21 protein-coding genes are annotated in these 25206 nt (G+C 30.9%); 3 read left to right on the top strand and 18 right to left on the bottom strand.

Features of this window, described 5'->3' with window-relative positions; all coding sequences use genetic code 11:
- Positions 1 to 13: 13 nt before the first annotated feature.
- A complete protein-coding gene (nagE, locus tag OC535_RS11575; RefSeq protein WP_498823889.1) occupies positions 14 to 1471 on the bottom strand; it encodes an N-acetylglucosamine-specific PTS transporter subunit IIBC in 1458 nt (485 codons plus the stop codon).
- A 319-nt stretch (positions 1472 to 1790) separates the two neighbouring features.
- Between nagE and OC535_RS11570 the strand changes: the two genes are divergently transcribed.
- The gene (locus OC535_RS11570) at positions 1791 to 2276 is read left to right on the top strand and encodes a PTS sugar transporter subunit IIA (RefSeq protein ID WP_498823888.1); all 486 of its coding nucleotides are present in this window, start codon (positions 1791 to 1793) and stop codon (positions 2274 to 2276) included.
- A gap of 67 nt (positions 2277 to 2343) precedes the next feature.
- Here OC535_RS11570 and OC535_RS11565 read toward each other — a convergent pair whose 3' ends face one another.
- The 13 genes from OC535_RS11565 to gmk form a co-directional block, all read right to left on the bottom strand.
- Positions 2344 to 2943 (bottom strand): thiamine diphosphokinase, encoded by a 600-nt coding sequence (locus OC535_RS11565; RefSeq protein WP_227052768.1) that lies wholly within the window; start codon positions 2941 to 2943, stop codon positions 2344 to 2346.
- Positions 2940 to 3581 (bottom strand): ribulose-phosphate 3-epimerase, encoded by a 642-nt coding sequence (gene rpe / locus OC535_RS11560; protein ID WP_227052767.1) that lies wholly within the window; start codon positions 3579 to 3581, stop codon positions 2940 to 2942. Before rpe ends, OC535_RS11565 begins: the two co-directional genes overlap by 4 nt.
- Complete coding sequence (gene rsgA / locus OC535_RS11555) at positions 3574 to 4431, bottom strand: ribosome small subunit-dependent GTPase A (protein ID WP_498823887.1); 858 nt, start codon at positions 4429 to 4431, stop codon at positions 3574 to 3576. Before rsgA ends, rpe begins: the two co-directional genes overlap by 8 nt.
- Before the next feature lie 11 nt (positions 4432 to 4442).
- Entirely contained in the window at positions 4443 to 6392 is a 1950-nt protein-coding gene (gene pknB / locus OC535_RS11550) for a Stk1 family PASTA domain-containing Ser/Thr kinase (protein ID WP_498823886.1), read from the bottom strand.
- A 1-nt stretch (position 6393) separates the two neighbouring features.
- Complete coding sequence (locus OC535_RS11545) at positions 6394 to 7131, bottom strand: Stp1/IreP family PP2C-type Ser/Thr phosphatase (RefSeq protein ID WP_498823885.1); 738 nt, start codon at positions 7129 to 7131, stop codon at positions 6394 to 6396.
- Positions 7131 to 8159 (bottom strand): dual-specificity RNA methyltransferase RlmN, encoded by a 1029-nt coding sequence (rlmN, locus tag OC535_RS11540; protein WP_227052764.1) that lies wholly within the window; start codon positions 8157 to 8159, stop codon positions 7131 to 7133. The genes OC535_RS11545 and rlmN overlap by 1 nt, the downstream gene beginning before the upstream one ends.
- Position 8160: 1 nt before the next feature.
- Entirely contained in the window at positions 8161 to 9414 is a 1254-nt protein-coding gene (rsmB, locus tag OC535_RS11535) for a 16S rRNA (cytosine(967)-C(5))-methyltransferase RsmB (protein ID WP_227052763.1), read from the bottom strand.
- A gap of 11 nt (positions 9415 to 9425) precedes the next feature.
- Positions 9426 to 11624 carry a replication restart helicase PriA gene (gene priA, locus OC535_RS11530; RefSeq protein ID WP_227052762.1) on the bottom strand — a complete coding sequence of 733 codons (2199 nt, stop codon included), beginning with the start codon at positions 11622 to 11624 and terminating at the stop codon, positions 9426 to 9428.
- A gap of 84 nt (positions 11625 to 11708) precedes the next feature.
- Positions 11709 to 12281 carry a YdcF family protein gene (locus OC535_RS11525; protein WP_227052761.1) on the bottom strand — a complete coding sequence of 191 codons (573 nt, stop codon included), beginning with the start codon at positions 12279 to 12281 and terminating at the stop codon, positions 11709 to 11711.
- A 131-nt stretch (positions 12282 to 12412) separates the two neighbouring features.
- Entirely contained in the window at positions 12413 to 13654 is a 1242-nt protein-coding gene (locus tag OC535_RS11520; RefSeq protein WP_498822983.1) for an IS256 family transposase, read from the bottom strand.
- Positions 13655 to 13766: 112 nt separating this feature from the next.
- Positions 13767 to 14168 (bottom strand): YjdF family protein, encoded by a 402-nt coding sequence (locus OC535_RS11515; protein ID WP_227052760.1) that lies wholly within the window; start codon positions 14166 to 14168, stop codon positions 13767 to 13769.
- Between the two features lie 472 nt (positions 14169 to 14640).
- Positions 14641 to 15051: a hypothetical protein gene (locus OC535_RS11510; protein WP_024721150.1), complete on the bottom strand. Its 411-nt coding sequence runs from the start codon at positions 15049 to 15051 to the stop codon at positions 14641 to 14643.
- Between the two features lie 24 nt (positions 15052 to 15075).
- Positions 15076 to 15639, bottom strand: coding sequence for a guanylate kinase (gene gmk, locus OC535_RS11505; RefSeq protein ID WP_264467745.1), 564 nt, complete (start codon positions 15637 to 15639; stop codon positions 15076 to 15078).
- Positions 15640 to 15749: 110 nt separating this feature from the next.
- Here gmk and OC535_RS11500 point away from each other — a divergent pair, with 110 nt between their 5' ends.
- On the top strand, positions 15750 to 17393 hold the full coding sequence (locus tag OC535_RS11500) for an Rqc2 family fibronectin-binding protein (protein ID WP_024721152.1): 1644 nt from the start codon (positions 15750 to 15752) through the stop codon (positions 17391 to 17393).
- Positions 17394 to 17414: 21 nt separating this feature from the next.
- Here the strand turns inward: OC535_RS11500 and OC535_RS11495 are convergent, their stop codons facing one another.
- On the bottom strand, positions 17415 to 17807 hold the full coding sequence (locus OC535_RS11495; RefSeq protein WP_227052758.1) for a hypothetical protein: 393 nt from the start codon (positions 17805 to 17807) through the stop codon (positions 17415 to 17417).
- 75 nt (positions 17808 to 17882) lie between these two features.
- On the opposite strand from OC535_RS11495, the gene pgeF reads away from it, so the two are divergent.
- The gene (gene pgeF / locus OC535_RS11490; RefSeq protein WP_498823884.1) at positions 17883 to 18635 is read left to right on the top strand and encodes a peptidoglycan editing factor PgeF; all 753 of its coding nucleotides are present in this window, start codon (positions 17883 to 17885) and stop codon (positions 18633 to 18635) included.
- A 74-nt stretch (positions 18636 to 18709) separates the two neighbouring features.
- Here the strand turns inward: pgeF and OC535_RS11485 are convergent, their stop codons facing one another.
- From OC535_RS11485 to OC535_RS11475, 3 genes are all read right to left on the bottom strand, one after another.
- A complete protein-coding gene (locus OC535_RS11485) occupies positions 18710 to 20191 on the bottom strand; it encodes an NAD(P)H-hydrate dehydratase (RefSeq protein ID WP_498823883.1) in 1482 nt (493 codons plus the stop codon).
- A gap of 121 nt (positions 20192 to 20312) precedes the next feature.
- Positions 20313 to 21758, bottom strand: coding sequence for a C40 family peptidase (locus OC535_RS11480; protein ID WP_227052755.1), 1446 nt, complete (start codon positions 21756 to 21758; stop codon positions 20313 to 20315).
- 211 nt (positions 21759 to 21969) lie between these two features.
- Positions 21970 to 25206 carry an ABC transporter permease gene (locus OC535_RS11475; RefSeq protein ID WP_498823882.1) on the bottom strand — a complete coding sequence of 1079 codons (3237 nt, stop codon included), beginning with the start codon at positions 25204 to 25206 and terminating at the stop codon, positions 21970 to 21972.

The following is a 25206-nucleotide window of genomic DNA, read 5'->3' as shown; positions in this document are numbered from 1 at the left end:
CTGCCACCTCTTTCTACATCAATATATCATTTATTGAATCAACAATAAATCCTACTTCCGTTCCCATAATAATTTGAATACTACTTTTATTAATTTTAACTATTCCTGCGGCACCTGTTGCTAAGATCTGTTGTTCGTTAATTATATCAGCATCTTTTAATTCTACTCTTAATCTGGTAATACAACTATCAACAAAAATTACATTACTACGACCACCTAATGCCTCTAATATCGAAATTGCTATTTCATCGTAGTCCTGATCAGCCAACATAACTCCATATTCTTTCTCATCTACTTCAATAATTATATCATCTATTTCTCTTCCTGGCGTCATCAGATCATAACGAATAATCAAAAATCTAAAAACACAATAATAAATTATTCCACAAACTATCCCTAAAGGTATCAGCATGAAAATATCATTTGCAAAAGGTGATTTTATACTTAATATATAGTCAATTAGTCCTGCTGAAAAGCCAAATCCTGCTATCCATTGAAAAGAGGCAGCTAAAAACATCATTATTCCCGTTAAAATAGCATGAACTATATAAAGAAGTGGTGCTACAAACATAAATGAAAATTCTAACGGCTCGGTCACCCCCGTTAAAAAAGAGGCAAACGCCGCCGATAATAAAACTGATCCTACTTGTTTTTTCTTTTCTGGTCGCGCACATTTATATATTGCAATTCCAGCTGCCGGAAGGCCAAACATCATTACTGGAAAAAAACCAGCCTGATACATTCCCGTTATCCCCCGGACACCACCAGATACCGTTCCCCAAAACTTACCGATATCATCAATACCTGCACTATCAAACCAGAATACTGAATTTAATGCATGATGTAATCCCGTTGAAACTAAAAGTCGATTAAAAAAGCCATATAATCCTGCACCGACTGGTCCTAAGCCCGATATTGCTTTACCTAAACTCATAAAAATACTGTACAAAAACGGCCATACGATTATTAATATTGCCGACAGTATTAACATCATGAATGTAGATATAATGGGTACAAAACGCTTTCCACTAAAAAAAGATAAAGCTAATGGCAATTTAGTTTTTGAAAAATGCTGATAATTAAAAACTACAAGTAAACCAACAATTATTCCAACTAAAGTATTGGCTGTGTTTTTAAAAGCTAATGGCACTTCATCTATTGGGATATTTCTAATTAAAGAAACAGCCTCAGGTGATAAAATCTTTACGACAACCAAATAGCAAACAACCGCACAAATCGCCACTGTCATATCTCTTTCATGTATCATACCAATTGCAATCCCAACTGCAAACAATAATGGTAAATTATCAATTATTGCTGTACCAGATTCTATCAAGAATGCTGATATCCAGTTATTACTCCCCCAACCAACTGGATCGATCCAATATCCAATTCCTTTTAATAATGCTGCTATTGGCATTATTGATACCGGTAACATCAAAGATTTTCCTAAACGTTGAATATAGTTCATCATTTTCCTACCTTATTATAAATTAATCGTCCCAAAATAAAATATTGCAGATTGATCATCTCTGCATCTTTGTAAAATTATAACCTTTAATATCAAAATCTGTCAACCAAAATAATAATCCAAAATAAGATAAACAATTGATAACATCTCTCCAGCATTAATATTGCTGCTTTATTTTCTAGTGATCCAAAATTAAGTTGACATTATTAAGATTACAAGGTAGAATCTAATTGTGATGTTACTATTAAATTAGGCATTAGCAGTTATTTTTTGACAGCTAATGCCTTTTAATATTATTTATAAGGAGGAACGAAATAGAATGCTTTTTATCCCAAAAATAATAACTTTAAATAAAAAAAATCATATATGTGCACCTGTTAGCGGTAAGATCGTTCACTTACAAAATATTCCTGATAAAGCATTCTCCAATAAACTAATTGGCGATGGTTTAGCAATTGAAGTATCTTCAAACTGTATTTGTGCACCTTGCCAAGGAAAAATTAGTGTAATTGCCCCAACAAAACACGCTTTTGGAATTTTAACCCCAGATGGAGTAGAAATACTAGTGCATATCGGTATTCAATCGCTCAAGCCTAATGCAGCCAACTACGATTATCAAATCAAAGTTGGTGATCTTGTAAAAGTTGGAACTCCTATTGTTACATTGAGCGAAGAATTGTTAAAAAAACATAATTATAAAATTATCACACCTATTGTAATATGTAATCATTACAGCCATCCTATTAAAGCTATGACCACCGCCTCCTCAATCAAAGCAGGTAAAACTATCTACACTTATCGATAATAAAATTAAAAGATTCTGGCAACAGAATCTTTTAATTTAAACACCTTTAAACTTATTTAATTATTTTTTAAATATCAGACTTATCTCGAGATCTAATTAAAATAATGGTCTCACTATTAGTAACATATGCAAAATCTTCAATTGTTTGATTCGATACACATAGTGGATCATCATGTTTTAAATAATAATTATGTAAAGGATAATGTGCATGCTCGATATCAATGTAACTATCTTTTAAAGCAAATAATGAAAAATATTTATAGCCATCATTCATAATTTTATGTTTACCTGGTTTTAAAAGCTCAATTATATTTTGACTATCAATAACTCTGATTTTTACACTTTGATATTTTTCCAATAAACACATTACACTAAAAAAATGATCTAGGCGACCTCCTGTCACACCATAAATATCAATTTCATCATAACCCTGTAAAAGAGCGTATTCCAATGCCGCATGACTATCGGTAACATCTTTTCTTGTTGGCAAACGCTCTATTTTTAATTTCGTTAATAAATTCTGATTTTCAATTGAATCAAAATCACCGATTGCATAAATTGGTTTGATCCCTTGCTTAATTAAAATCTCAACACCACGATCAACACCTATATAATTTAACGAATGATCAAGTTCTTTAGCTAAAGCACTACAAATTCCTATTTTCATTTTAATGATTCAATCGCCTTTGCATAATCATCACTATTAAAAATATAGCTGCCGGCAACAAGAACATCGGCTCCTGCCTGACGACATTGTTTTGCGGTAATTTCATTTATTCCACCATCTACTTCAATTAAATAATGGTACTGATGATCCTTTTTTAATTTTGCTAAATTAGATATTTTATCAAGTGCAATAGGATTAAATTCCTGCCCACCAAAGCCTGGTTCAACTGACATTACCAGCACTAAATCTAATTTTGATAAAAAAGGTAGTATCTCTTCTACTGGCGTATCGGGTTTAATCGAAATTCCCACATCAACATTTTGATTTTTAATATAATCTATTAAACTATTTATTTCTTCTTTAACGACCGCTTCATAATGAAAAACAATCAAAGATGCTTTACTAGCAATAAAATTATCAACATATTTTGCTGGTTCACTAATCATTAAATGAACATCTAAATACATATCTGTGATTTTGCTTACATCATTTAAAATACTGTAACCAAACGAAATATTAGGGACAAAATGTCCATCCATCACATCATAATGAATCCATTGAGCTGTTTCTATTTTGTTAATTTCATCTTTTAAACAAGTAAAATCTGCTGATAATAATGAAGGTGCTATTTTAACCATACTTATGTTCCTCTTTCTTTTTTGTATCTTGTAAATTCATTAGATAATGCTCGTAGCGTTCTTTAGAAATCACGCCATCAACTACCGCCTGCTTTACGCCACAATTAGGTTCACTATCATGCAAACAGCCTCTAAACTTACATTTATGACTATACTCTTCAAAATCATGATATGCAACAGCTAATTCTTCTGGTTTTATATTTAAATCTATCGAAGAAAAACCTGGTGTATCACCAATATATCCATCATACATTTTAATCAACTCAACATGTCTTGTAGTATGTTTTCCACGTCCTAATGATTTAGAAATAACATTTGTCTCTAAATTCAAATTAATATCCAAAGCATTTAATAAACTGCTTTTCCCTACCCCACTTTGACCAGTAATTACCGTTATTTTATCTTTGAACACACTTTTTAATTCCATGATTCCTACATTGTCTTTCGAACTTATTTCATAAACGCGATACCCCGCTTTTCGATAATCCGCAATATATTTTTTTACTTCTTTATCACCTAAATCTATCTTAGATATGACGATTATTGGTTCAATCTGCAAATGTTCAATTACTAATAGAAATTTATCTAATAACATCGAAGAAAAATCCGGTTCTTTACATGAGCTAACAATTAAAGCCTGATCAACATTACAAATTGGTGGGCGAATTAAAAAATTTTTTCTCGGCAATAATTTCATAATATAGTTATCTTGATATTCAACATAATCACCAACAAGGGGCTTAATTTCATCCTTGCGAAATTTCCCCCTTGCCCGACATTGAATTATTTTATCATCATCTTCAACATAATAAAACCCTGATAACGCCTTAATTATTCTACCTTGTGACATTAATTTCCTCCTTAATCATCTGTAGAAATTTCCGGTTTTGAATCATAATAATATAATGTAACGGTTTCACCATTTTTATCAACTGTACTAAAAGCATCTGGACTTTGTCTTATCACTCGATTAATAGTAATATTTTTAATTTCATCTTCACTCAATGAATCAGTTGATAATTTGCTGAGAACAACATTAAAGTTTTTACTCTCCAAACGACTTTTAGCAGCATTGATTTCCATTCCTACAACATTAGGAACTTCTATTTTAAGACCACCTGAAACTGTTAACGTAATTGTCCGATTAGTTTCATCAGGATCCACTTTATGACCATCTTGTAAGCTTTGTTTTATTACTGTTCCCTGAGGCTTTTCAGATTCTTCTGTCTCTTCAATTACTTCAAATCCTAATTTTGCCAAAGCCTCTTTAGCTTTTTCAATATCCATTCCTAAATAATCTGAAATAACTATATAATTACCTTTAGAAACCGTTAACGTAATTTCACGTTTTTTCTCAGTAGGATCTACTTTTTCACCTTCATCAATACTTTGTTCGATTACAGTACCTTTAGTTTTTGAAGAAATCTCATATTCAATAGTCACATCAAATCCTAATTTATCTAATGCCTTTTCAGCTTTTTCAACATCCATTCCTACATAATCATCAACAACAATATATTTACCTTTAGATATTGTTAACTTAACAACATCCCCTTCTTTTATTGTTGTTCCTTTTTTAGGATCTGTTTCAATAATCTTACCTTCATCATACTCATCAGACAATTCTTCAATAATATCATCACTAATAGTTACTTTGTAATCTTTCAACAGTTCTTGAGCCTGCTCCTGCGTTTTTCCCTCGAGATCAGGCATTAAATTTGTATCTGGCCGGATATTAACATAAAGTGCAAATGCAATTACAGCAACAACAAATACTGTACCAATAATAATTGCAGCTTTAGCCTTAGTACTTAATCCCTTAAATTTTGTAACTAATTTTTTCAATCCTTTTTCTTCTTTAGCCTTATCCTCTTTTATTACTTCTTTTACCGGAGGAATATCCGCTGTATTTCCGGTATTAAATACAGAACGAGAATCAAGAACTATCGTAGGTTCCGGCTCACTATCATAAGTAAATTTAAGTTTTTCCTCATTTAAACGATCCATACAAGTATTAAGGTCTTCCAGCATTTCATTTGCATTATTATATCGATCATTCAAATTCTTAGCAGTTGCTTTAATAATTATATTTTCAACTGATTGCGGAATTGAAGGATTAAATTCTAATAACGAAGGTAGATCTTCCTGCATATGTTTCAAAGCAATATTTACTGGAGATTCACCGTTAAAAGGAACTTCACCACGTAACAGTTCATAAAAAACGATTCCTAAAGCATAAATATCACTTTGTACTGTTGCTTTTTCACCACGTGCCAGCTCTGGTGCCAAATAATGTAAAGATCCCATAATTACATCCGTTTGTGTCACTTGCGCTAACGACTGCATAGATGCAATTCCAAAATCTGCAATCTTAGCTACACCACTATCAGTCACTAAAATATTTTGCGGTTTTAAATCACGATGAATGATTCCTAACTGATGTGCCTTAGCAATTCCACTAACTACCTGTTTCATAATATCTATTGCTTCTACAACATGCACAGCACCACGCTTTAAAATCAACTCTTTTAAAGTTGTTCCAGGGATATATTCCATAACAATATAATATTTGTCTTCATCTTCACCGACATCATATATCTCAACTATATTTCGATGTGAAAGTGCTGCTGCGGCACTAGCTTCACGTTGAAATCTTGTTACATAAATAGGATCTTTAGCTAAACTTGTTCTAAGAATTTTAATCGCGATCGTCCGATTTAAAATAATATCTTTAGCTAAATAAACATCCGCCATACCACCTTGACCAATAAGCTCTAATAATTCATAACGTTCTGCAATTATTTTTGACATCCTATTTACCTCCCCTATTATCAATAATAGCTACAGCAATATTATCATAACCACCATTTTCATTAGCCAAATCAATTAATTCATCTACCATATAAGGAACCTTTATATCTTTTTTCAATACTTCAATTATTTTATTTTCATCAAGACTGTTATATAAGCCATCACTGCAAAGTAATAATAAACTATTTACAAAATCCAATTCGATCAATGAAGGTTCTATTTTAGTATCGGCACCGATTGCCTGCATCAAAACATGTTTTTGACTATGATTTTTTCCTTCTTCTTCACTAATCACGCCACGTTTGATCAATTCATTAACTAAAGTATGATCTCTAGTTACCTGAATTAAATTATCATTTTTCAAAACATATGCACGACTATCGCCAACATGAGATATATATAACATATTGTCCATAAAAACTGCCACAACAATTGTCGTCCCCATACCACGATGTTCAATATTTTGCATCGCTGTTTTTTTCACAATAATATCAGCCTCAATTATCGTTTCCTTTATCCATTTTTTTACCTCATCAACATTATCAAACGGCGGAATACAATTAAAACAGCTTACCACATGTTCAATTACTACTCTCGAAGCTATTTCTCCCGAACGGTGACCACCCATCCCATCACAAACAACTGCAACGATTTGATCTTTTGTATTAACAATTACTGCTGCTTGATCCTGGTTTTTACTTCTTACCTTACCGATATCAGTTTTTGCATAATAGTTCATTATTTCACCTCACTTCTTTTAGCTCTTAACTGTCCACAGGCACCATCGATATCGCGCCCATGTTCTTTTCGCATCGTTACATTTATATGTAATCTAAGTAATTCGCTTTTAAATATTTCGGCCTGCTCTTTAGAACTAGGCTGATAGCCATGTTCATCAACACTATTATAAGGAATCAAGTTAACATAAGCATTTAATCCTCTTAAATAATGAGCAAGCTGACGAGCATAGATAATATCATCATTGATATCTTTCAACAAAATATATTCAAAAGTAACCCGCCGATTAGTTTTATTAATATAATCACTAACTGCTTTTCGTAAATCATCCATCGGATATACTTTATTTATCGGCATTAATTGATCACGAATTTCATCATTTGGAGCATGTAAAGAAATCGCTAAATTAGTTTGAATACCTTCATCACTATATTTATTAATACCATCAATTAAACCACAAGTAGAAATTGTAATATGTCGTGCTCCGATTGCTAGACCATGGGGATGATTGATGATTCTCACAAAACTCATCACATTATCATAATTATCAAACGGTTCCCCAGTACCCATTACGACCACATGGCTTATTCGCTGTGCTATATCCTGCTGGACCTTCATGATTTGAGCAACCATTTCTCCCGCTGTCAAATTTCGCTGTTTATTAAGCAGTCCGCTGGCACAAAATTTACATTTCATGTTGCAGCCTACCTGACTTGTTACACATAAAGACTTACCATAATCATGAACCATTAATACTGATTCAATCAAACTTCCGTCTAATAATTCAAACAAATACTTAATTGTTCCGTCCTTAGATATTTGTTTTTCTTTGATTTTTAAAACATCAAATCTAAATTCTTCTTTCAAATTATTTCTAAGTTCTTTTGATAAATCTGACATTTCATCAAATTGATAAGCATCTTTTTGATAAAGCCAGCTAAACACTTGTTTTGCTCTAAATGGCTTTTGCTTTATTAAAGCAAAATATTCAGTTAACTGTTCTAAAGAATAATCATAAATATTTTTCATCTTATTTTCCTTTTTCTAATTTACACATATAAAAACCATCACTATCATAAACATATGGCAAAATCTTCTTTTCTTCAATTATCCGCATATCTGGATATTTATCAAGAAATTGTTTTATCATTAGTTCATTTTCTTTTTTATTTATAGTACAAGTACTGTATACCATTTTACCATTATTTTTCAATAAATAGTAGGCATTGTCTAATAATTTTGTTTGTAAAGGGATCAGCGTATCCATCACTGTAGAATCATGATATTTAATTTCTGGTTTTCTTTTCATTACTCCTAAACCGCTGCATGGCGCATCTAATAAAATCCTATCAAACGTTTCTTTTGGATAATCATCTTTCAAAGTTGTCGCATCTTTGACATGCAGTTCTACATTAGTTATCCCCAACCGTACTAAATTATCATTAACTAATTTGATTTTATGTTCAAACAAATCATAAGCAATGATCTTGCCACTGTTTTCCATCAATGCCGCTAAATGAGCTGTTTTACTGCCAGGAGCACAGCACATATCCAATATCAACTCATTTTTTTGCGGATCTAATAATGGCGCTACAAGCTGACTGGATTCATCTTGAATCGTCACTGATCCATTTTTAAAATATTCTGTATCCGCAATATTTCCAGCCTCATATAAAACAGCATCTAAAGCTAGATTTCCCTTTTTAAAAGTGCTGTCTTTCAATAGCTCTTCTCTATTTATTTTTAGTGTATTGACTCGCGCTGCTCTTACTGGTGGCATATTATCATGAAAACAAATCTTTTTTGTCACTTCTAAACCGTATTGTTTACTTAACATTTTTACCATCCACAAAGGATGACTGGTTTCAATTGATAATCGTTTTAATTCATCGACTTCTTCAATATTTCTTTTACCGTTTCGAAGATAGTTTCTAAGAATGGCATTAACAAATTTACCAGCATATAAATTTTTATTTTTAGCCAGTTTCACAGCCTCATCAATAATTGCATATGATGGTATTTTATCTAAAAATATCAATTGATATAATGACATCAACAAAATCAATCTTTCCCGATTTTTAACTTTCTTACCCTTAATATACGGTTCTAATTGATATTCCAGATATATTTTATTTTGAATCGTACCATACACTATTCGTGTCGCTAAATCTTTATCATTTCTTGATAAATCACTATTTTGTAAATATTCGTTCAAAGTTATATTTAAATAACTCTGTTCATTCCAATATTTTAATAAAACTTCTAATGCAACTGCTCTTGCCATAAATTTCCTTTCTACATTTGACTATAGGGATTAAAATCACACACAACATTTATTTTAGTCCCATTTTTATTATAAAATTTGCTCATCTTTTCCAATACTGGATATATTTCCTTACTATTAATAAACTTTATCATGATTCGTTTGCGATAAATATCATGCATTCGATAAATTAAACTATTTGCTGGTCCTAAAATCATTACTTTACTTAACTGCTTTTGTAAATAAGTTTTAATTTGATCAGCACTTTGAATTACTATGGATTCATCATGTCCCTGAATCAAGATACTAACTAAATGAACATATGGCGGATAATGAGCCATTTTCCGAAAATTCATTTCTTCTTTAAAAAAACCTAGATAATCATGATTTTTTACACATTGTAAGACAAAGTGTTCCGGATTATAGGTTTGAATCAAGACCGTTCCTCTTTTTCGCCCGCGTCCACTTCTTCCAGATACTTGTTCCAATAGCTGAAAAGTTCTTTCATTAGCCCTAAAGTCAGGAATATTTAGGCTTATGTCCGCATCTAAAACCCCAACAAACGTAACATTTTCAAAATCCAGGCCTTTAGCTATCATCTGTGTTCCTAATAAAATATTACCTTCTTTTCTCGCAAATTTTTCTAATAACTTATGATGTCCATCTTTATTCCTGGTAGTATCCACATCATAGCGAATTACTTTTGCTTTAGTAAAAGCTGCTTCCAACTGTTCTTCAACCTTTTGGGTTCCAATTCCTACAGGTTTTAAGTAATGACTTTTACAATTAGGACAGCTTGCAGGCATATCCATTTGATACTCACAATAATGACATTTTAATTTGTGATCATGCTTATGATATGTCAAAGTCACATCACAATGAGGACATTTTATCACTTCTTTGCAATCAAGACAACGAATATATGTGGCATAACCACGTTTATTTAATAAAAGAATAACTTGTTCTTGATTATCCAAACAATTCTCAATTCTTTTTTTCATTTCTCTAGAAAACAAAGAATAATTTTTATCTCTGATTTCTTTAGCCATATCTACTAATTCAATTTCAGGTAACGGAAATTGATTGATTCGTTTAGGCAAATTATAAAGATCATAAACACCCTTTAAAGCTCGGCTATATGATTCCAATGAGGGGGTAGCACTTCCTAAAACAACTGGACAATGATGATATTGTCCACGCAACCTGGCAATTTGAATCGTTTGATAGCGCGGTTTAGTTTCTTGTTTATAACTAGGATCATGTTCTTCATCAAGAATGATCAAACCAATTTTATTTAAAGGTGCAAATACTGCACTTCTTGCCCCAACGACGATTTTTACTTCATTATTTAAAATTCTTCGATACTCATCATACCTTTCTCCTGGAGAAAGTTTAGAATGAATGATAGCTACTTTTTTACCAAAGCGCTGTTTAAAAACATCGACCATCATTGGTGTCAAAGAAATTTCTGGAACCAGCATTAAAACTGTCTTCCCTTGATTGATTACATATTTTGATAAATGTAAATATACTTCTGTTTTCCCCGAACCAGTTACGCCATGAATTAATGCAGTATGAAAAAAATCACTTTTGGCGATAATGCCGTCAACGATTTTTTGTTGATCTAAATTCAAAGAAAATTCAGGTTCTATTTCTATTTTTCCAGAATAAGGATCTCGAAAAATTTCTTTATCAATAATTTGTACAGCTTGTTGTTCGACTAATTTATTAAGTAAGCCTCGACTATATGGAAAATCTTTTAAAGTTGTATCGTTGTTTTCTTTTAAATAAGCAAGAGCTTCTTTTTGCTTAGGTGTTTTAACATCTTCATTAATGACTTTGATCACCTTTTGATATTTAATCCCGACACTTTTATTAGTACTTGGTTTTAGCTGAGCTGGTAACATTGCTTGTAAACAACTGATTCGCGGTGCTAAAGTCAATTTAGCTAAAGTAAGTGATAATTCTTGTAACTCTTGATTTAACAGCGGCTTTTCATCAATAATTTCACTTATATAACGATATTTAAATCCTGCTTCCTGTTCCAATTCACTTTTAGTTAATTCACTATAATGAGATGCCATTACATATCCAATTATTTTTTGAGCCCCAAAAGTAATCGCAACCCGCACACCAGTTAATATTTTAGTTTTAGATAAATAATCAAAAGTTGTATCTAAAGCATGAGTTGGATGTTCGACTAATACTTCTACAATATACACTGTTATCATCTCCGTTTTTCCTATTCTATCATAAAACAAAAGAGACTTCATCATCAAAGTCTCTATAAACTAAATTCTATCCTTATTTAAAATCTAATAATATCCTTTAAACATATTACGATACATGATCAAATTAGTCGATATATGCAGCCATAGCACTCTTATAACTCCATAACCCTTTGGCCTACAAGCTACAACCATCGCATATTTTAATTTAAATTTACGTGCATAATGATCGGCTTTGCGTAAATGCCAGCTGTTGGTAATGACTAAACAGCTATTAAAATTTTTTTCTTTCATTATTTCACTAGCATACATTAAGTTATGATATGTGCATTTAGCTTTTGATTCTTTAATAATTGCGTTTTTATCAACTCCTAATTCAAAAGCGTATTTTTCCATTACATCCGCTTCTTTGTATCGATTTTGGACGTCAGCTCCCGAAAAGATAATGTATTTGATTTTTCCCTGCCGATATAATTCAACCGCTTTTTCAACTCTTGACTTCATTATCAATGAAGGTTTGCCATCTTGATTTGCGGGAAAACCACAAACAATTGCACAATCGTATTTTGATTGCTTTTGTTTTTTTAATGGCTTTTTAAACATAAGTAAAAATAGTCCTATATTAATAAACCCAAAACAAAAAATCACTTTTTTAAACATTATTCTACTTCCTCCTTATATTTCCCTGGAAATATTACAAAAAAGGGAATGTCAAGAAATTTGTGTAAGTAATTTTATTAAATTGTCAAAGAACTATAGAAATGACTTATATCGAGTATATATAGGTCATTTTATTTTTCTAAATATTTTTGGATTCTTGTTGAAAATCTATCATCCATCATTAATTGATTCATAACCATTGCCCAATTTGATACACGCCCACCTGACCATTTTTTCGATAATTCAAGAACTCTTAAATATAACACTTTTAATACCGCTGTCTCATTTGGAAATGCTCCTTTTTTTATGACCTTTCTAAAACTTGAATTGACACTTTCAATTGCATTGGTTGTATACATAACTTTTCTGATGGCTGATCCATAATCAAACAGCTGTTCTACATGATGAATGTTCCTTTCCCATACATCAACTGCTCCCGGATATTGTTTCCACTCATTCTTGAATGTTTCAAATGCGTTTTTGGCCGCCTTTAAACTAGGAGCTCCATAAACTTTTTTCAATGATTGTGTAAATCGCTTATAATCCTTGCTTGGGACATATTTAATAGAATTCCTTATAAGGTGGACAATACATCTTTGTACCACAACATTGGGAAATATTGCTTTCGCACCATCTTCAAGTCCACTAACACCATCCATAGATATAAAGAAAACATCTTCCACACCTCTCGCTTTGATTTCATCAAAAATCTGCATCCATTTATGCTTGCTTTCTGTCTCGTTTAACCATAACCCCAGTATTTCCTTGTTTCCATTGATGTCATAGCCTAAAACAGCATATACAGCATATTCCTTTACCTCATAATCATTTCTTACTGTCACATATAAACAGTCAACAAACAAGAATGCATAACATTGAGATAGTGGTCGGTTTTGCCAGTTTTCCAGTTCAGGAATGATAGCATCGGTTATATCGGAAATCATTTCATGAGAAACCGAAAATCCATAGATATCTTCAATTGTGGTTGATATATCTCTTTGAGACATTCCTTTTGCATACATTGAGATGACTTTATTTTCAATGTCCGAAACATCTCTCGTTCTCTTAGGAATAATTTGCGGTTCAAAAGATGCCTCCCTGTCTCTAGGTATATTAATATCTAATTCTCCTCTTGATGTTTTTATTTTTTTAGGAGAATAACCATTTCTTCTGTTTAATGTCTTTTTTTCTTCTTTACTGTTAGATGCATAACCAAGATGGTTGTTCATTTCTCCCTGAAGCATTGATTCAAATAATGGTCCAAAAATATCTTTTAAAGCTTCATCCATATCCTGTGCTGATTGTGGATTATAAGTATCAATAATTTGTTGAGCCAAAGCTACTGTTTTTGGATCTCTTTTTATTCTTGCCATATTTCATTAACCTCCATATTTTTAATTTTGATAATAAGAAAAGTGTGTAGCAGTAATATAACACATATTACTTACTTACACACTTTATTTTACACTCCCACAAAAAAGGGAATCAATGTCCCTTTTTCTTAGCCTTACGTTTTTCTTGTTTTAATTGAAACAAATAATCTTTCTTATCTCTCTTCAATTTCTTTTTACTAACTCTACTTTCATTCTTATTTTGCTCATATTGCATCTTTAAAGCCTGCATTGACTTTGTTCCAATAGCAAGATCAGAACTTTGCTTTTTGATTATTCTTAACATCCGTTTAGGATTTTTCGGTTTGGACTTTACTTTCAACTGACAAACTGCTTTAAAAGATAAATTTTGACTGTGATATAAAATATAATTATAGACTTCACCATCTTTAGGCTCATTACCAAAAACAACTCTTTCAACAAATCTTTCACAATCACCATTTAAATAAAAAACCCCGATCCAAAACGGATCTTCAAAAAACACATCTAATTCCATAAAGCTTCCTCCTTAAAATAATATCAAAGAAAGGACAACCTAAGGAGGCAGGTTACTGGCAACTAACAGCTGCGTCTGGACTACCAACCAGACTGTGTTTTTATCTTTGTAATTTTATTGTACTAAACTACTTTCCAATAGTACAGTTTTTTATTATTTTTAAAACCCTTTTTATAAAATTTCAACATCTTATAAAACATTAAATTTCTATATATAATAAATAAAAAGTGTAAGTAATGCCAAAAGAATTAGTCCTATATAATGCATTTAAAAATGATATCTTATTCAAATTCCTGCTCTATTTAAACAAAACAGGAAATATATATAAAAGATATTATTACAAGTGATGAAAACTAGATATCATCATTAAATAAAAGCAGTTAAAAAAGGTGATTACAAACAGTTTAGATAAAGAATAGATGATTTAAAAAGAACAGATGAGTAAATCTGTTCTTTTCGATTAAATCAAAAATCATTTTTCAAATTTATTTAAAAGATAACATCCACTATATAAAATCAACCAAACAATTCCTACAAATAACAAATTAATACTTACCTCATTATTAAGATAAAAATAAATTTTTAATTGATCATACAAATTCATCAAAAACACTAAAACAACGATAATGATGAGCATAACCGGTAATTTTATTTTACCATCGTTCTTTTTCAACATTCTAAATGCTTTTTTATCAAAAATCTTAAAAGCATCTAACAACAAATATATTATTAAAATAAATATCATTAAAACTAGATCTGTAGGACAAAAAATTAAATTCAATCCCAATTTCCCTTCCACTACTTGTGCAAAATATAAAATGAAAACAACTCCAGGATAAAAAATATATGTAAACAGCCTAAAATATTCTTTTATTTTTTCCATCTTTCCTCCACTAAAAATCAGGGATTAGTGACCCTGATTAGTTCGATGTTCTTTAATTATTTTTGCAATTTTTTCTTTTGCTTCAATAATATCATCATTTTCAACAACATACTTATACTCATCTTTAGTAGCTATTTCTTTTCTTGCCTTAGCTAAACGCTGCTGAACGATCTCTTCTTCTTCTGTTCTTCGCCCCCGGATCCTTCTTTCAAGTTCTTCCATACTTGGTGGTACAATAAAAATCGTCGTAGCATCAGGACATCTTTCCATAACTTGAAGAGCTCCCTGAACTTCAATTTCTAACACTACATTTTTCCCTTCACTTAGCAGCTGATCAACATAATCTTTAGGGGTTCCATAATAATTCCCTACAAACTGTGCCCATTCTAATAATTTACCTTCACTAACTTTCTTTTTAAACTCTTCTTCTTCTACAAAAAAATAATCAATTCCATCTCTTTCGTTGGGACGTGGTTTACGAGTTGTCATCGAGATCGAATACGCCAAATTCAAACTATCATCTTTAAACAATTCTTCTCTTACTGTTCCTTTACCTACTCCACTTGGACCACTAAGAATTATTAACATTCCTTTTTGCACTTATTAACACCCCTTTTTTATGATATGTTCATCATACAAAATACACCTTATAATGTCAATTGTTTTCAATCTATGTTATACTATTTTGGGTGATAAAAATGGCTTATGATGGAATAATGATGCATCAAGTAATAAACAAATTGAATAACACAATAACAGGTGGTAGAATCAATAAAATCTACCAAATTTCTAAATACGAATTGTTAATCCAAATAAGAAGTAATCGACAAAATTATAAATTACTTCTCTCTTGTCATCCTATGTATGCAAGAATTCAACTAACAAATTTAGATTATCCAACTCCGGAAAACCCTAATCCGTTAACAATGTTATTTAGAAAACATCTAGAAGGCGGCTATATCAAAGAGATCAAACAGATAGAACTCGACCGTATTTGTCACATTCTTTTTGGCTGTCATAATGAATTTGGCGATTATATAGAATATCATTGTTTTATTGAAATAATGGGTAAACATTCTAATATTATTCTTTGTAATCAGGATAAAAAAATTCTTGATTGTTTAAAAAGAATTACTCCTAATATTAATAGTGAACGTTTTGTTCAGCCAGGTGCAATCTATCAACTACCTCCAGTAAATTTCAATAAACTAAATCCTTTTGATCAAGATTTCATTGAATGTAATAATTTAACTAAAGTCTATCAAGGTATTTCACCAATTCTTTCCAAAGAAATCCTTTATCGTCATGATAATGGCGCTAGTTTTATATCAATCATGAATGAGATCAAAACCAGTGAACAATTATATATAAGTAAAACAGATCAAAAAGAATATTTTCACTTAATTCCTCTAACCCATCTACAAACTTCATTTCAAGTATACCCTTTATTTGAAGGTCTCGATCAGCATTTCAATCTAATCGATCAAAAAGAGCGAATTAAGCAGCAAACTTCTAATTTACTTAAATTCATTACAAATGAATATCAAAAGAACATCTCTAAATTAACTAAACTACAAACAACATTAGAAGATTCTCAAAATAGTGATGAATATCGAATTATTGGTGATTTATTATATTCTAATTTACATTTATTAAAAAAAGGAATGAAACATATTGAATTAGATAACTATTACGATAATACTAAAATTATGGTCGATTTAGATGAAAAACTTGATCCTAAAGCAAATGCTCAAAAATATTATAATAAATATCAAAAAGCTAAAAATTCAATCAATGTTTTAAAAGAACAAATAAATATAACTCAAAAAGAAATTGAATATTTTGATAGTTTATTAACTTTAATGGATAATGCATCATACTATGATGCATTAGAAATAAAAGAAGAGTTAGAAAATTTGGGATATTTAAAAAAGAAAAAGAAGCATAATACTATTCGTAAAAACAAAAAACCTGCTTTTGAAACATACTATACTAAAGATGGAATTGAAATATGTATTGGTAAAAACAATCTCCAAAATGATTATTTAACATTCAAACATGCTCATCGCTATGATACCTGGTTTCATGTCAAAGACATGCCTGGAAGTCATGTGATCGTTAAAGGTGATAAATTAGATGAATATACTATTCGTTTAGCCAGCAATATTGCTGCCTATTATTCTAAAGGTAAAAACAGTAGTAGTGTGCCGGTAAATTATACTTTAGTAAAAACCTTAAAAAAACCTAATAAAGCTAAACCTGGCCAGGTTATTTTAGATAGTTATAAGACTATTTATATTGATCCTGATGCTAATTGTTTAAATGAATTAAAGAAAAAATAGATGCCTTAGCATCTATCTTTTCTAACGATTACAACCACAACCACTTCCTGTATTATTTGTAGTGTTGTACATTCCGTTGATTACAGAATCCCCAGTAGTATTATTATATCCGCTATTATTAAAACCAAATGTAGATGCCATATTAGCATTTGTAAATGGATTTCCAGCACTTTGAGTCATACAAGTGCGTTCATAGCGTGGATAATAACGTGGGTAATAAACGATATTATTAACATGACGGCATTCGATTGGACAAATAATAGGTTGCTCAACATATTGATTAGAGCATGTTGTACAAACTTTTCGAGGAGCTACGATTGGTGTTGCACGACATCCATTCATAGAACTGTTCCATCCCCAATTGTTGCAGCTATTACAGCTGTTACATCCACATCCTGAATTACTAAACATCATTTTCACCTCCTTTAATATACTATATGTTTAATTAAATTTGGTGCTAAGGCAAATTACATAGGAAAGGATAAAATTATGAAATTAATTAAATGGAATACTGTAAAAAATATTGAAGCGTATACCGTAACTAAAAAATTAGGAGATATGTCTTTTAATAATGTTGATAAAGAGTTAATACTAAATAACCGTAAAAATCTGGCTGCTCTTTTAAATACTGATCTAGACCATATGGTAGCACCACATCAAGTACATTCTGCAAACTTTAAAGAAGTAACTATTCATGATGGGGGTAAAGGAATTTATGATCAAGAAAGTGCTTTTGACAACACTGATGCTCTTTACACTAAAGATGCTGATCTATTTTTATTATCATTTCATGCTGACTGTACCCCTGTTCTATTATATTCTCCAGAAACAAATATCATTGCCGCAATTCATTCTGGATGGTTAGGAACAACTAAACAGATCGTTTCTAAAGTTACTAGTCATTTGATCAATAATGAACATTGTAACCCTAAAACAATGTTGGCATATATTGGTCCTTGCATTTGTCAAGATTGCCTTGAAGTTATGGATAATGTTATCGATCTTGTTAAAGCGATGGATTTTGATACTACACCTTACTACCATAAAACTGATGAAACTCATTATTTAATGGACAATAAAGGTCTTAATAAAAAAATGCTCTTAAATCTCGGCTTACTTGAACATAATATTACTGTTTCTCCATACTGTACAGTTGAAAATGACGATTTATTTTATAGTTACCGAAAAAATAAAGATAGTAGTAGAAATATTACTATTATTAAAAGATGTTCTGATAAATAACTAAAGACTCAAAAAGATGATTTAATTTTATTAATCCAATAATCTTAAATCATCTTTTTATTTTCAGATATAAACTATTTTTGTTCATTAATAATTTCATGCATCACTTTAGGAATTAGATTAATTAGTTTACTAGGAATTACAGTATATGAATTATCCCCAATAATATCACCACAGCTACCATGTAAATATGTTCCTAAAATAGCGGCATCTTTAGGTAAATACCCTTGTCCAACAAAACTTGTGATTATTCCTGCCAAGACATCACCCATTCCAGCAGTAGCCATCGCTTTATTCGCTGTAATATTACGATATACTTCATTTCCATCTGTAATAATCGTATTTGGTCCTTTCAACACTACGATCACTCCATATTCTGATGCAAACTGAGAAACTTTTTCAACCATCTCTAATTCATCATTATAAAAGCATAACCGTTTAAATTCACCATGATGAGGTGTCAAAATGATTGGCATAGAACAACTTTTTAATAAATCAAGATGCTTAGAAACAATCGTTAAAGCATCCCCATCAATCACTAAAGGACATTTTACATTTTTTAATGTATCAATTACATATCGCTCGCTTTGCTCATTTAACCCCAAACCAGAGCCGATCAAAACAGCATCACGATTTTCAAAAACATTTACATCTAAAATTTCTTCTCTAAGTAACGATGTGCATTCTGGCGTAGTACTTGCAAGAGCATCAATAACTTTATCACTAGAGCAAACGCAAACTACGCCACTTCCGCTAAATACTGCTGCTCGTGACGCTAATAACGCCGCCCCACGATAATGATCACATCCTGTAATCTGCAATACTTTTCCATAGATACCTTTATGCCCGTAATAACTGCGTGATTTTAAGTGATATTTGATCCACGATGGACTCACTAGTTTAGCTAATTTTAATTCATGGCGTAAATCTTTTACATCTAATAATTCAATCGCAATTTCACCGGTATACATATGACATTCATCATTTAAAAACGCCTGCTTAATTGCTGTAAGAGTAACTGTTTTACTGGCACAAACTACACTACCATAAGGGATTCCGGTATCAGGATCTAACCCAGTAGGAATATCGATTGCAATAATATCAACATCATATAAATTATTAATTTCATTAACTAATATTTTTGCGATTCCTCTAACCTCACTATTTAACCCAAAACCAAACATTGCATCTACTACTACATCTGCTTTTTTAGCATCTCTTACAAACAGTGAAATATCCTCCTCATCCATAAAGGTTATCGGTACTTCCATTTCCTGCGCTTGATCGATATAATAATTATTCGCTCTTGATAACTTATCTGGATTTCCAAAACAATATAATTTAACATTTCTTGCTCTAAGATGTAACTTGATTCCCAAACTCAAACCATCAGCACCATTATTTCCAGGACCACAAACAATCACAATATTATCATAATTTTTACAATGGGGTAAAATAGCATTACTAGCTTTATCAACTAGTTCTTCAATTGTATAACCAGCATCTAATAATGCTTTGTCGTAAGCTTTCATTTGCCTACTTGTTGCAACATACATATCATCACCAATACTTTCTACTAAATTTTATGTATTAATTATAAAACAAACAGACAAAAAAGCCTACCCATTTATTCAAAATAAAAAGGAATCTATTAAGATTCCTCAATATATTCAATTTTTATTTTACTCTGATGGCACAAACAAAACCTGAACCTGAAACCGATGAAATTTTAACTACATCACCTGTTTGAGGTGCATGGATATACTTCCCACCACCAATATAAATACCTACATGGCCAGATTTCCATAAAATATCACCTGGTTCTGCAGCTGAAACACTGATTTGAGTTCCCGCACTCTTTTGAGCCGAAGATGAATGTGGTAGTGATATTCCTACTTTAGAATAACACCATTTAACAAATCCTGAACAGTCAAAAGCATTAGGTCCATCAGCACCCCATTTATAAGGCGCTCCAAGTTTAGAGTAAGCAGCAGATACTACCGCATTTCCATAAGCATTGCTTGCAGCACTACCTGTATATACTTTATTAATTTTTACAGTTAAAGAAGCACTACTACTATTACCTGCTTCATCACTTACAGTATATGTAGCTGTTTTATTACCAGCTTTATCAGTACTTGGTGCAGAAATTTCTACTTTAGATCTTATATCACCATCTTTATTGTCAATTGCTGAAACAAGATAAGAACTAAAGTCAACGTTATCACCAGCATTTATAACAATATTTGATTCACTTAAAGTAATTACTGGTGCTGATAAATCTTTAACAACAACATTTAACGCACTTTCAGTAGTATTTCCTGAACTGTCTTGAACAGATAATTTTAATGTTTGCACTTCATCCATTTTTAAAGTATCGATTGAACCTTCAACATTTGGTGTTAATGCTCCATCCAAATTATCTACAACACTTACATAGTTATTTAAATCAAATGTACTACCATAATCAACAGTAACATTTTCACCTTGTAATAAATTAATTACTGGTGCTTCTAAATCACTTACTGCAAAAGTAAATGTTTTACTTGCTGTATTTCCAGAACTGTCAGCGACATTCAAAGTAATATCCTGGAAGCCTGGTACATCTGTATTTAGCGGCATGTTTGCCTCGATAAATGGAGTTACATCACCATCAACATTATCAGTAGCTTTAACATAACTTGCAAAATCACTACTTCCTTTTACTGGAACTTCAATAACATAACCTTTACTTGTTCCCAGCATCTCAAACTTAGGTTCTTCTTTATCAACAACAGCAACTTTAATTGTTTTTGTCGCCACATTAGAACCTTGATCGGTAGCAGTAACTTCAACATCATATACGCCTAACTGATTTACATTCAATGAAGATGTATCTGCTTTTACATCAATTAATTCACGACTATCTTTATTGTCGACAATATCAATACTATCTAAATCTAATTTTTCTCCGTATGGAACTTCAATTTGATTAGATCTAATTTCCGGCATTTCTTTATCGGTTGCAGCATAACCTACAAGCATAAAACTTGCAACAGCCACAATCGGAATGAACATTGCTTTACGATTAACAATATACTCATCAAACACATTTGTTAGCTTCGTCTTAATATTTATATCCATTCGTTACCTCCTTTCAATAATATATCCATGTCTAATTATATTACTATTTATCTTAAAAATCCACCTATGAAAGCATTTTCATTTCTGCCGTTTTTTCAAAACCTAAGCCTGGCTTAGGTTTCAGAGAAAAAATTTTTTTAAATTTTCTTTAGAATTTCTTAAGATTTTATATACTCCTAAATAATAATTCTTATAACCATAAATAATTTAATTACTCAATACTTTTTAAAGACTCAACCATATCAATGCGATTTAAAACTTTACGCATTACAAAATTAATAAATGACGTAAAAAACATCGTAATTACTATTGCATATATATAACTCATTAAATTTACACTTCTAACGAACATTGCAACTTCTACTTCGACCGTTGTAATAATAAACATATGAATCAACTTACCAAGTCCTAAGCCTACAAAAGATCCGATCAGTCCTAAAATACGATTTTCTCTAAATACATAATCGTATACTTCTTTTGGATAAAATCCTAATACTTTAATTGTCGCAATTTCACTTTTACGTTCCTGAATATTAATATTCGTTAAATTATATAACACAATAAAGGCCAAAGCCCCAGCACAAACAATCAAAATAACAACAACACTATCAATACTTCCCATTTGATCTCTAAATCCTTGCGAGATTCCTTGAATATAATTAACTGAATCAATATTTGTATCCTGATTACAATATTCACTAATTGTATCTTCATTAGTTTTATCTTTTAAATTAAAGTAAGTATAATTCTTATTTACCTGCTCACCCGTTAATTTTTGATAAAACTGATCAGTCATATAAATATGATGTTGAAAATGTAATACCATTACCCCGCTAACTTTTACTTGATAGTTTTGATCATCAATTTTAAGTGTAATTTTATCTCCAGCCGCTACTTTTAATAATTCTGAAAGTTTAGCTGAAATAATTACTCCATCATTATTCAATTTCAATTCATCATGAGTATCAAAATCCTCAAATTTAATATATTTACTTAATTCTTGATCACTATTAAATACTTCTAAAGTACCATAATATTCTTTATCATCCAAAACACTGATCGTCTTTCGATAAAAACTACAGCTATCTTTAACATTACTTACATCATTAAAAGCGGCCTGTTCCTGCTTCAATTCTGACTGATTCAAATTCTTATCAAAAACAACAACTCCATCATAAACCCATATATTACCGTACTGCTTATCGGCAAGGGTGGAAATTGAATTTTTAATTCCAAATCCAACTACTATTAAAGCTGTACATCCAGCAATTCCAATGATAGACATAAAGAAACGTTTTTTATATCTAAAAATATTTCGCATCGTCACCTTTTGGTTAAAAGACAGTCTTTTCCAGATAAAAGTAATTCTTTCTAAAATTATCCTCTTACCAATTTTTGGGGGTTTAGGCCGTAATAAATTCGAAGGAGTTTCATTTAATTCCTGACGTACTACGATATAAGTGACAATCATTGTAATTGCAACCGAAATCACAAATGTTTGCACACAGATAAAAGCGCTAAATCTTACTATTATTGGTGCTCCAACACTAAATAACATTTTATGATACAAGAAATAAATTATTCCTGGGAAAAAATATACACCAAGGACCATTCCTAAAACACTAGCAAAGAAAGTCGCTAAAAAGGAATAGATAAGATACTGATTAATAACATCTTTTTTATCATATCCTAAGGCTCTAAATGTACCACTTTGAATTCGCTGTTCTTCAACCATTCGTGTCATTGTAGTAAGACTCACTAAAGCGGCTACTAAAAAGAAAATTAATGGAAATACGACAGCTAAAGCGGCCATTGATTTACAGGCAGAATCAAAACTTAATATACTTGCATTTTCATCTCTAGTTAATGTTATTAATTCACTTTTCGGAATATCTTTGAGACTATCATGACCTTCATCTAATTTTTGCTTTGCTTCATCTAACTGTACTCGAGCATTATCTAAATCTATTTTTGTTTGATCTAATAAAATTTTCGTATCATCTAAAGTTTTTTTAGAATTATCTAATTCTTGTTTAGATGACTTTAAAATAACCTCTGTGCTATCAAGCTTAGCTTTACTTTCATCTAAAGTTTTTTTAGTATTTTCTAATAAAATACTGTTTTGTTCTAAAACATTCTTATTTTCATCTAACTCAATTTTACTTTTATCTAATTCTTGTTTTAGATTAGTACTCGTTGTATCTAAAATCTCTAATTTCTCTTTCGTTTGATCTAAAAATGTTTTCAATTCAGTTAGCTGTCCTTCAGGAATTCCCGCATTAATAGCATCATTATACTCATTTAATTTTTGCTGATACACTTGATTCAATTGCTGATATTGACTTATCAACTGATTATACTGCTCCATACCTGCCTGCCACTCAACTAGCCCTTGATCATATTGATTTTTTCCTTCAAGATAAGCCTGCCAGCCTTGATCATATTGAGCTTTTCCAGCATTATACTGATTTAAGCCATCCTGATATTGTTGATAGCCTTCATTATATTGCGTCAAACCTTCTTGATATTGACGATATCCATCTTGATACTTGGCTAAACCATCATTATACTGGTTGATTCCATCAGCATACTGTTTCTCTCCTTCAGATAGATCCTTTTCACCTTCATCAATTTCCTCATTAGCATTCTCAACAAGTTCATCATCTATTTGTGTTATTTCTTGATTTAATACTTTTTTTATTTGTTTATCAACTTTTTTTGTATAATCAAGATATTCATCACTAAATACACTATCGTTGTCTGGATTTTTTAACGTTACTCTTAGCTCATTAAAAATTTCTGTACCTCGTAAATCATATAGTTCTTGAGGCTGCGCTATGGTTTCATTTCCCTTGGATAATATTTCTACATAACCATCATTCGTTCCGTCTCCTAAGGTATTTGTCCCACGTTCAATATTACTAACATAACGACAATCATTAACAAAACCACTAACTATAAATTCTTTAGAACCATTATCATTAGATAAAATAATTTTATCACCAATATTCACTTTATTCTTTAAAGTAAAATTATAATCAATTACACATTCATCATCTTTATCAGGCAGTTTCCCTTCAACAACTTCTAATTTATTTACTTTATTATCAAAATTTTTATTAGAATAAACAGTAACTCCTTTACTATTATCATTAAATTCTATCAGTGCATCAAAACGATTTCCATATTCAACAGCCTTTACCTCATCAATAGCCAATATTTTTTCAATAACATCTTCATCAAATCCTAAAGTATTAATATAATTCAAATCATTATATTCATATTTCTTTAAATAATCATCCATTGTAGTTTCCATGATCAATGAAGTATGCCGTAATCCCGCAAAAAAGGCTGCTCCTAAAAAAACAATACAAAAAATAGATAAAAATCTTGCTTTAGTTTTACGAATAATTTGAATTTGATTTTTTACATACGCTCTTTTTTTCAT

The organism is Clostridium sp. Marseille-Q5894 (assembly GCF_946902305.1).
GTDB lineage: Bacteria > Bacillota_I > Bacilli_A > Erysipelotrichales > Coprobacillaceae > Thomasclavelia.
The sequence above is the reverse complement of the archived record's forward strand: the minus strand, read 5'-3'. Positions and strand labels throughout refer to the sequence as shown.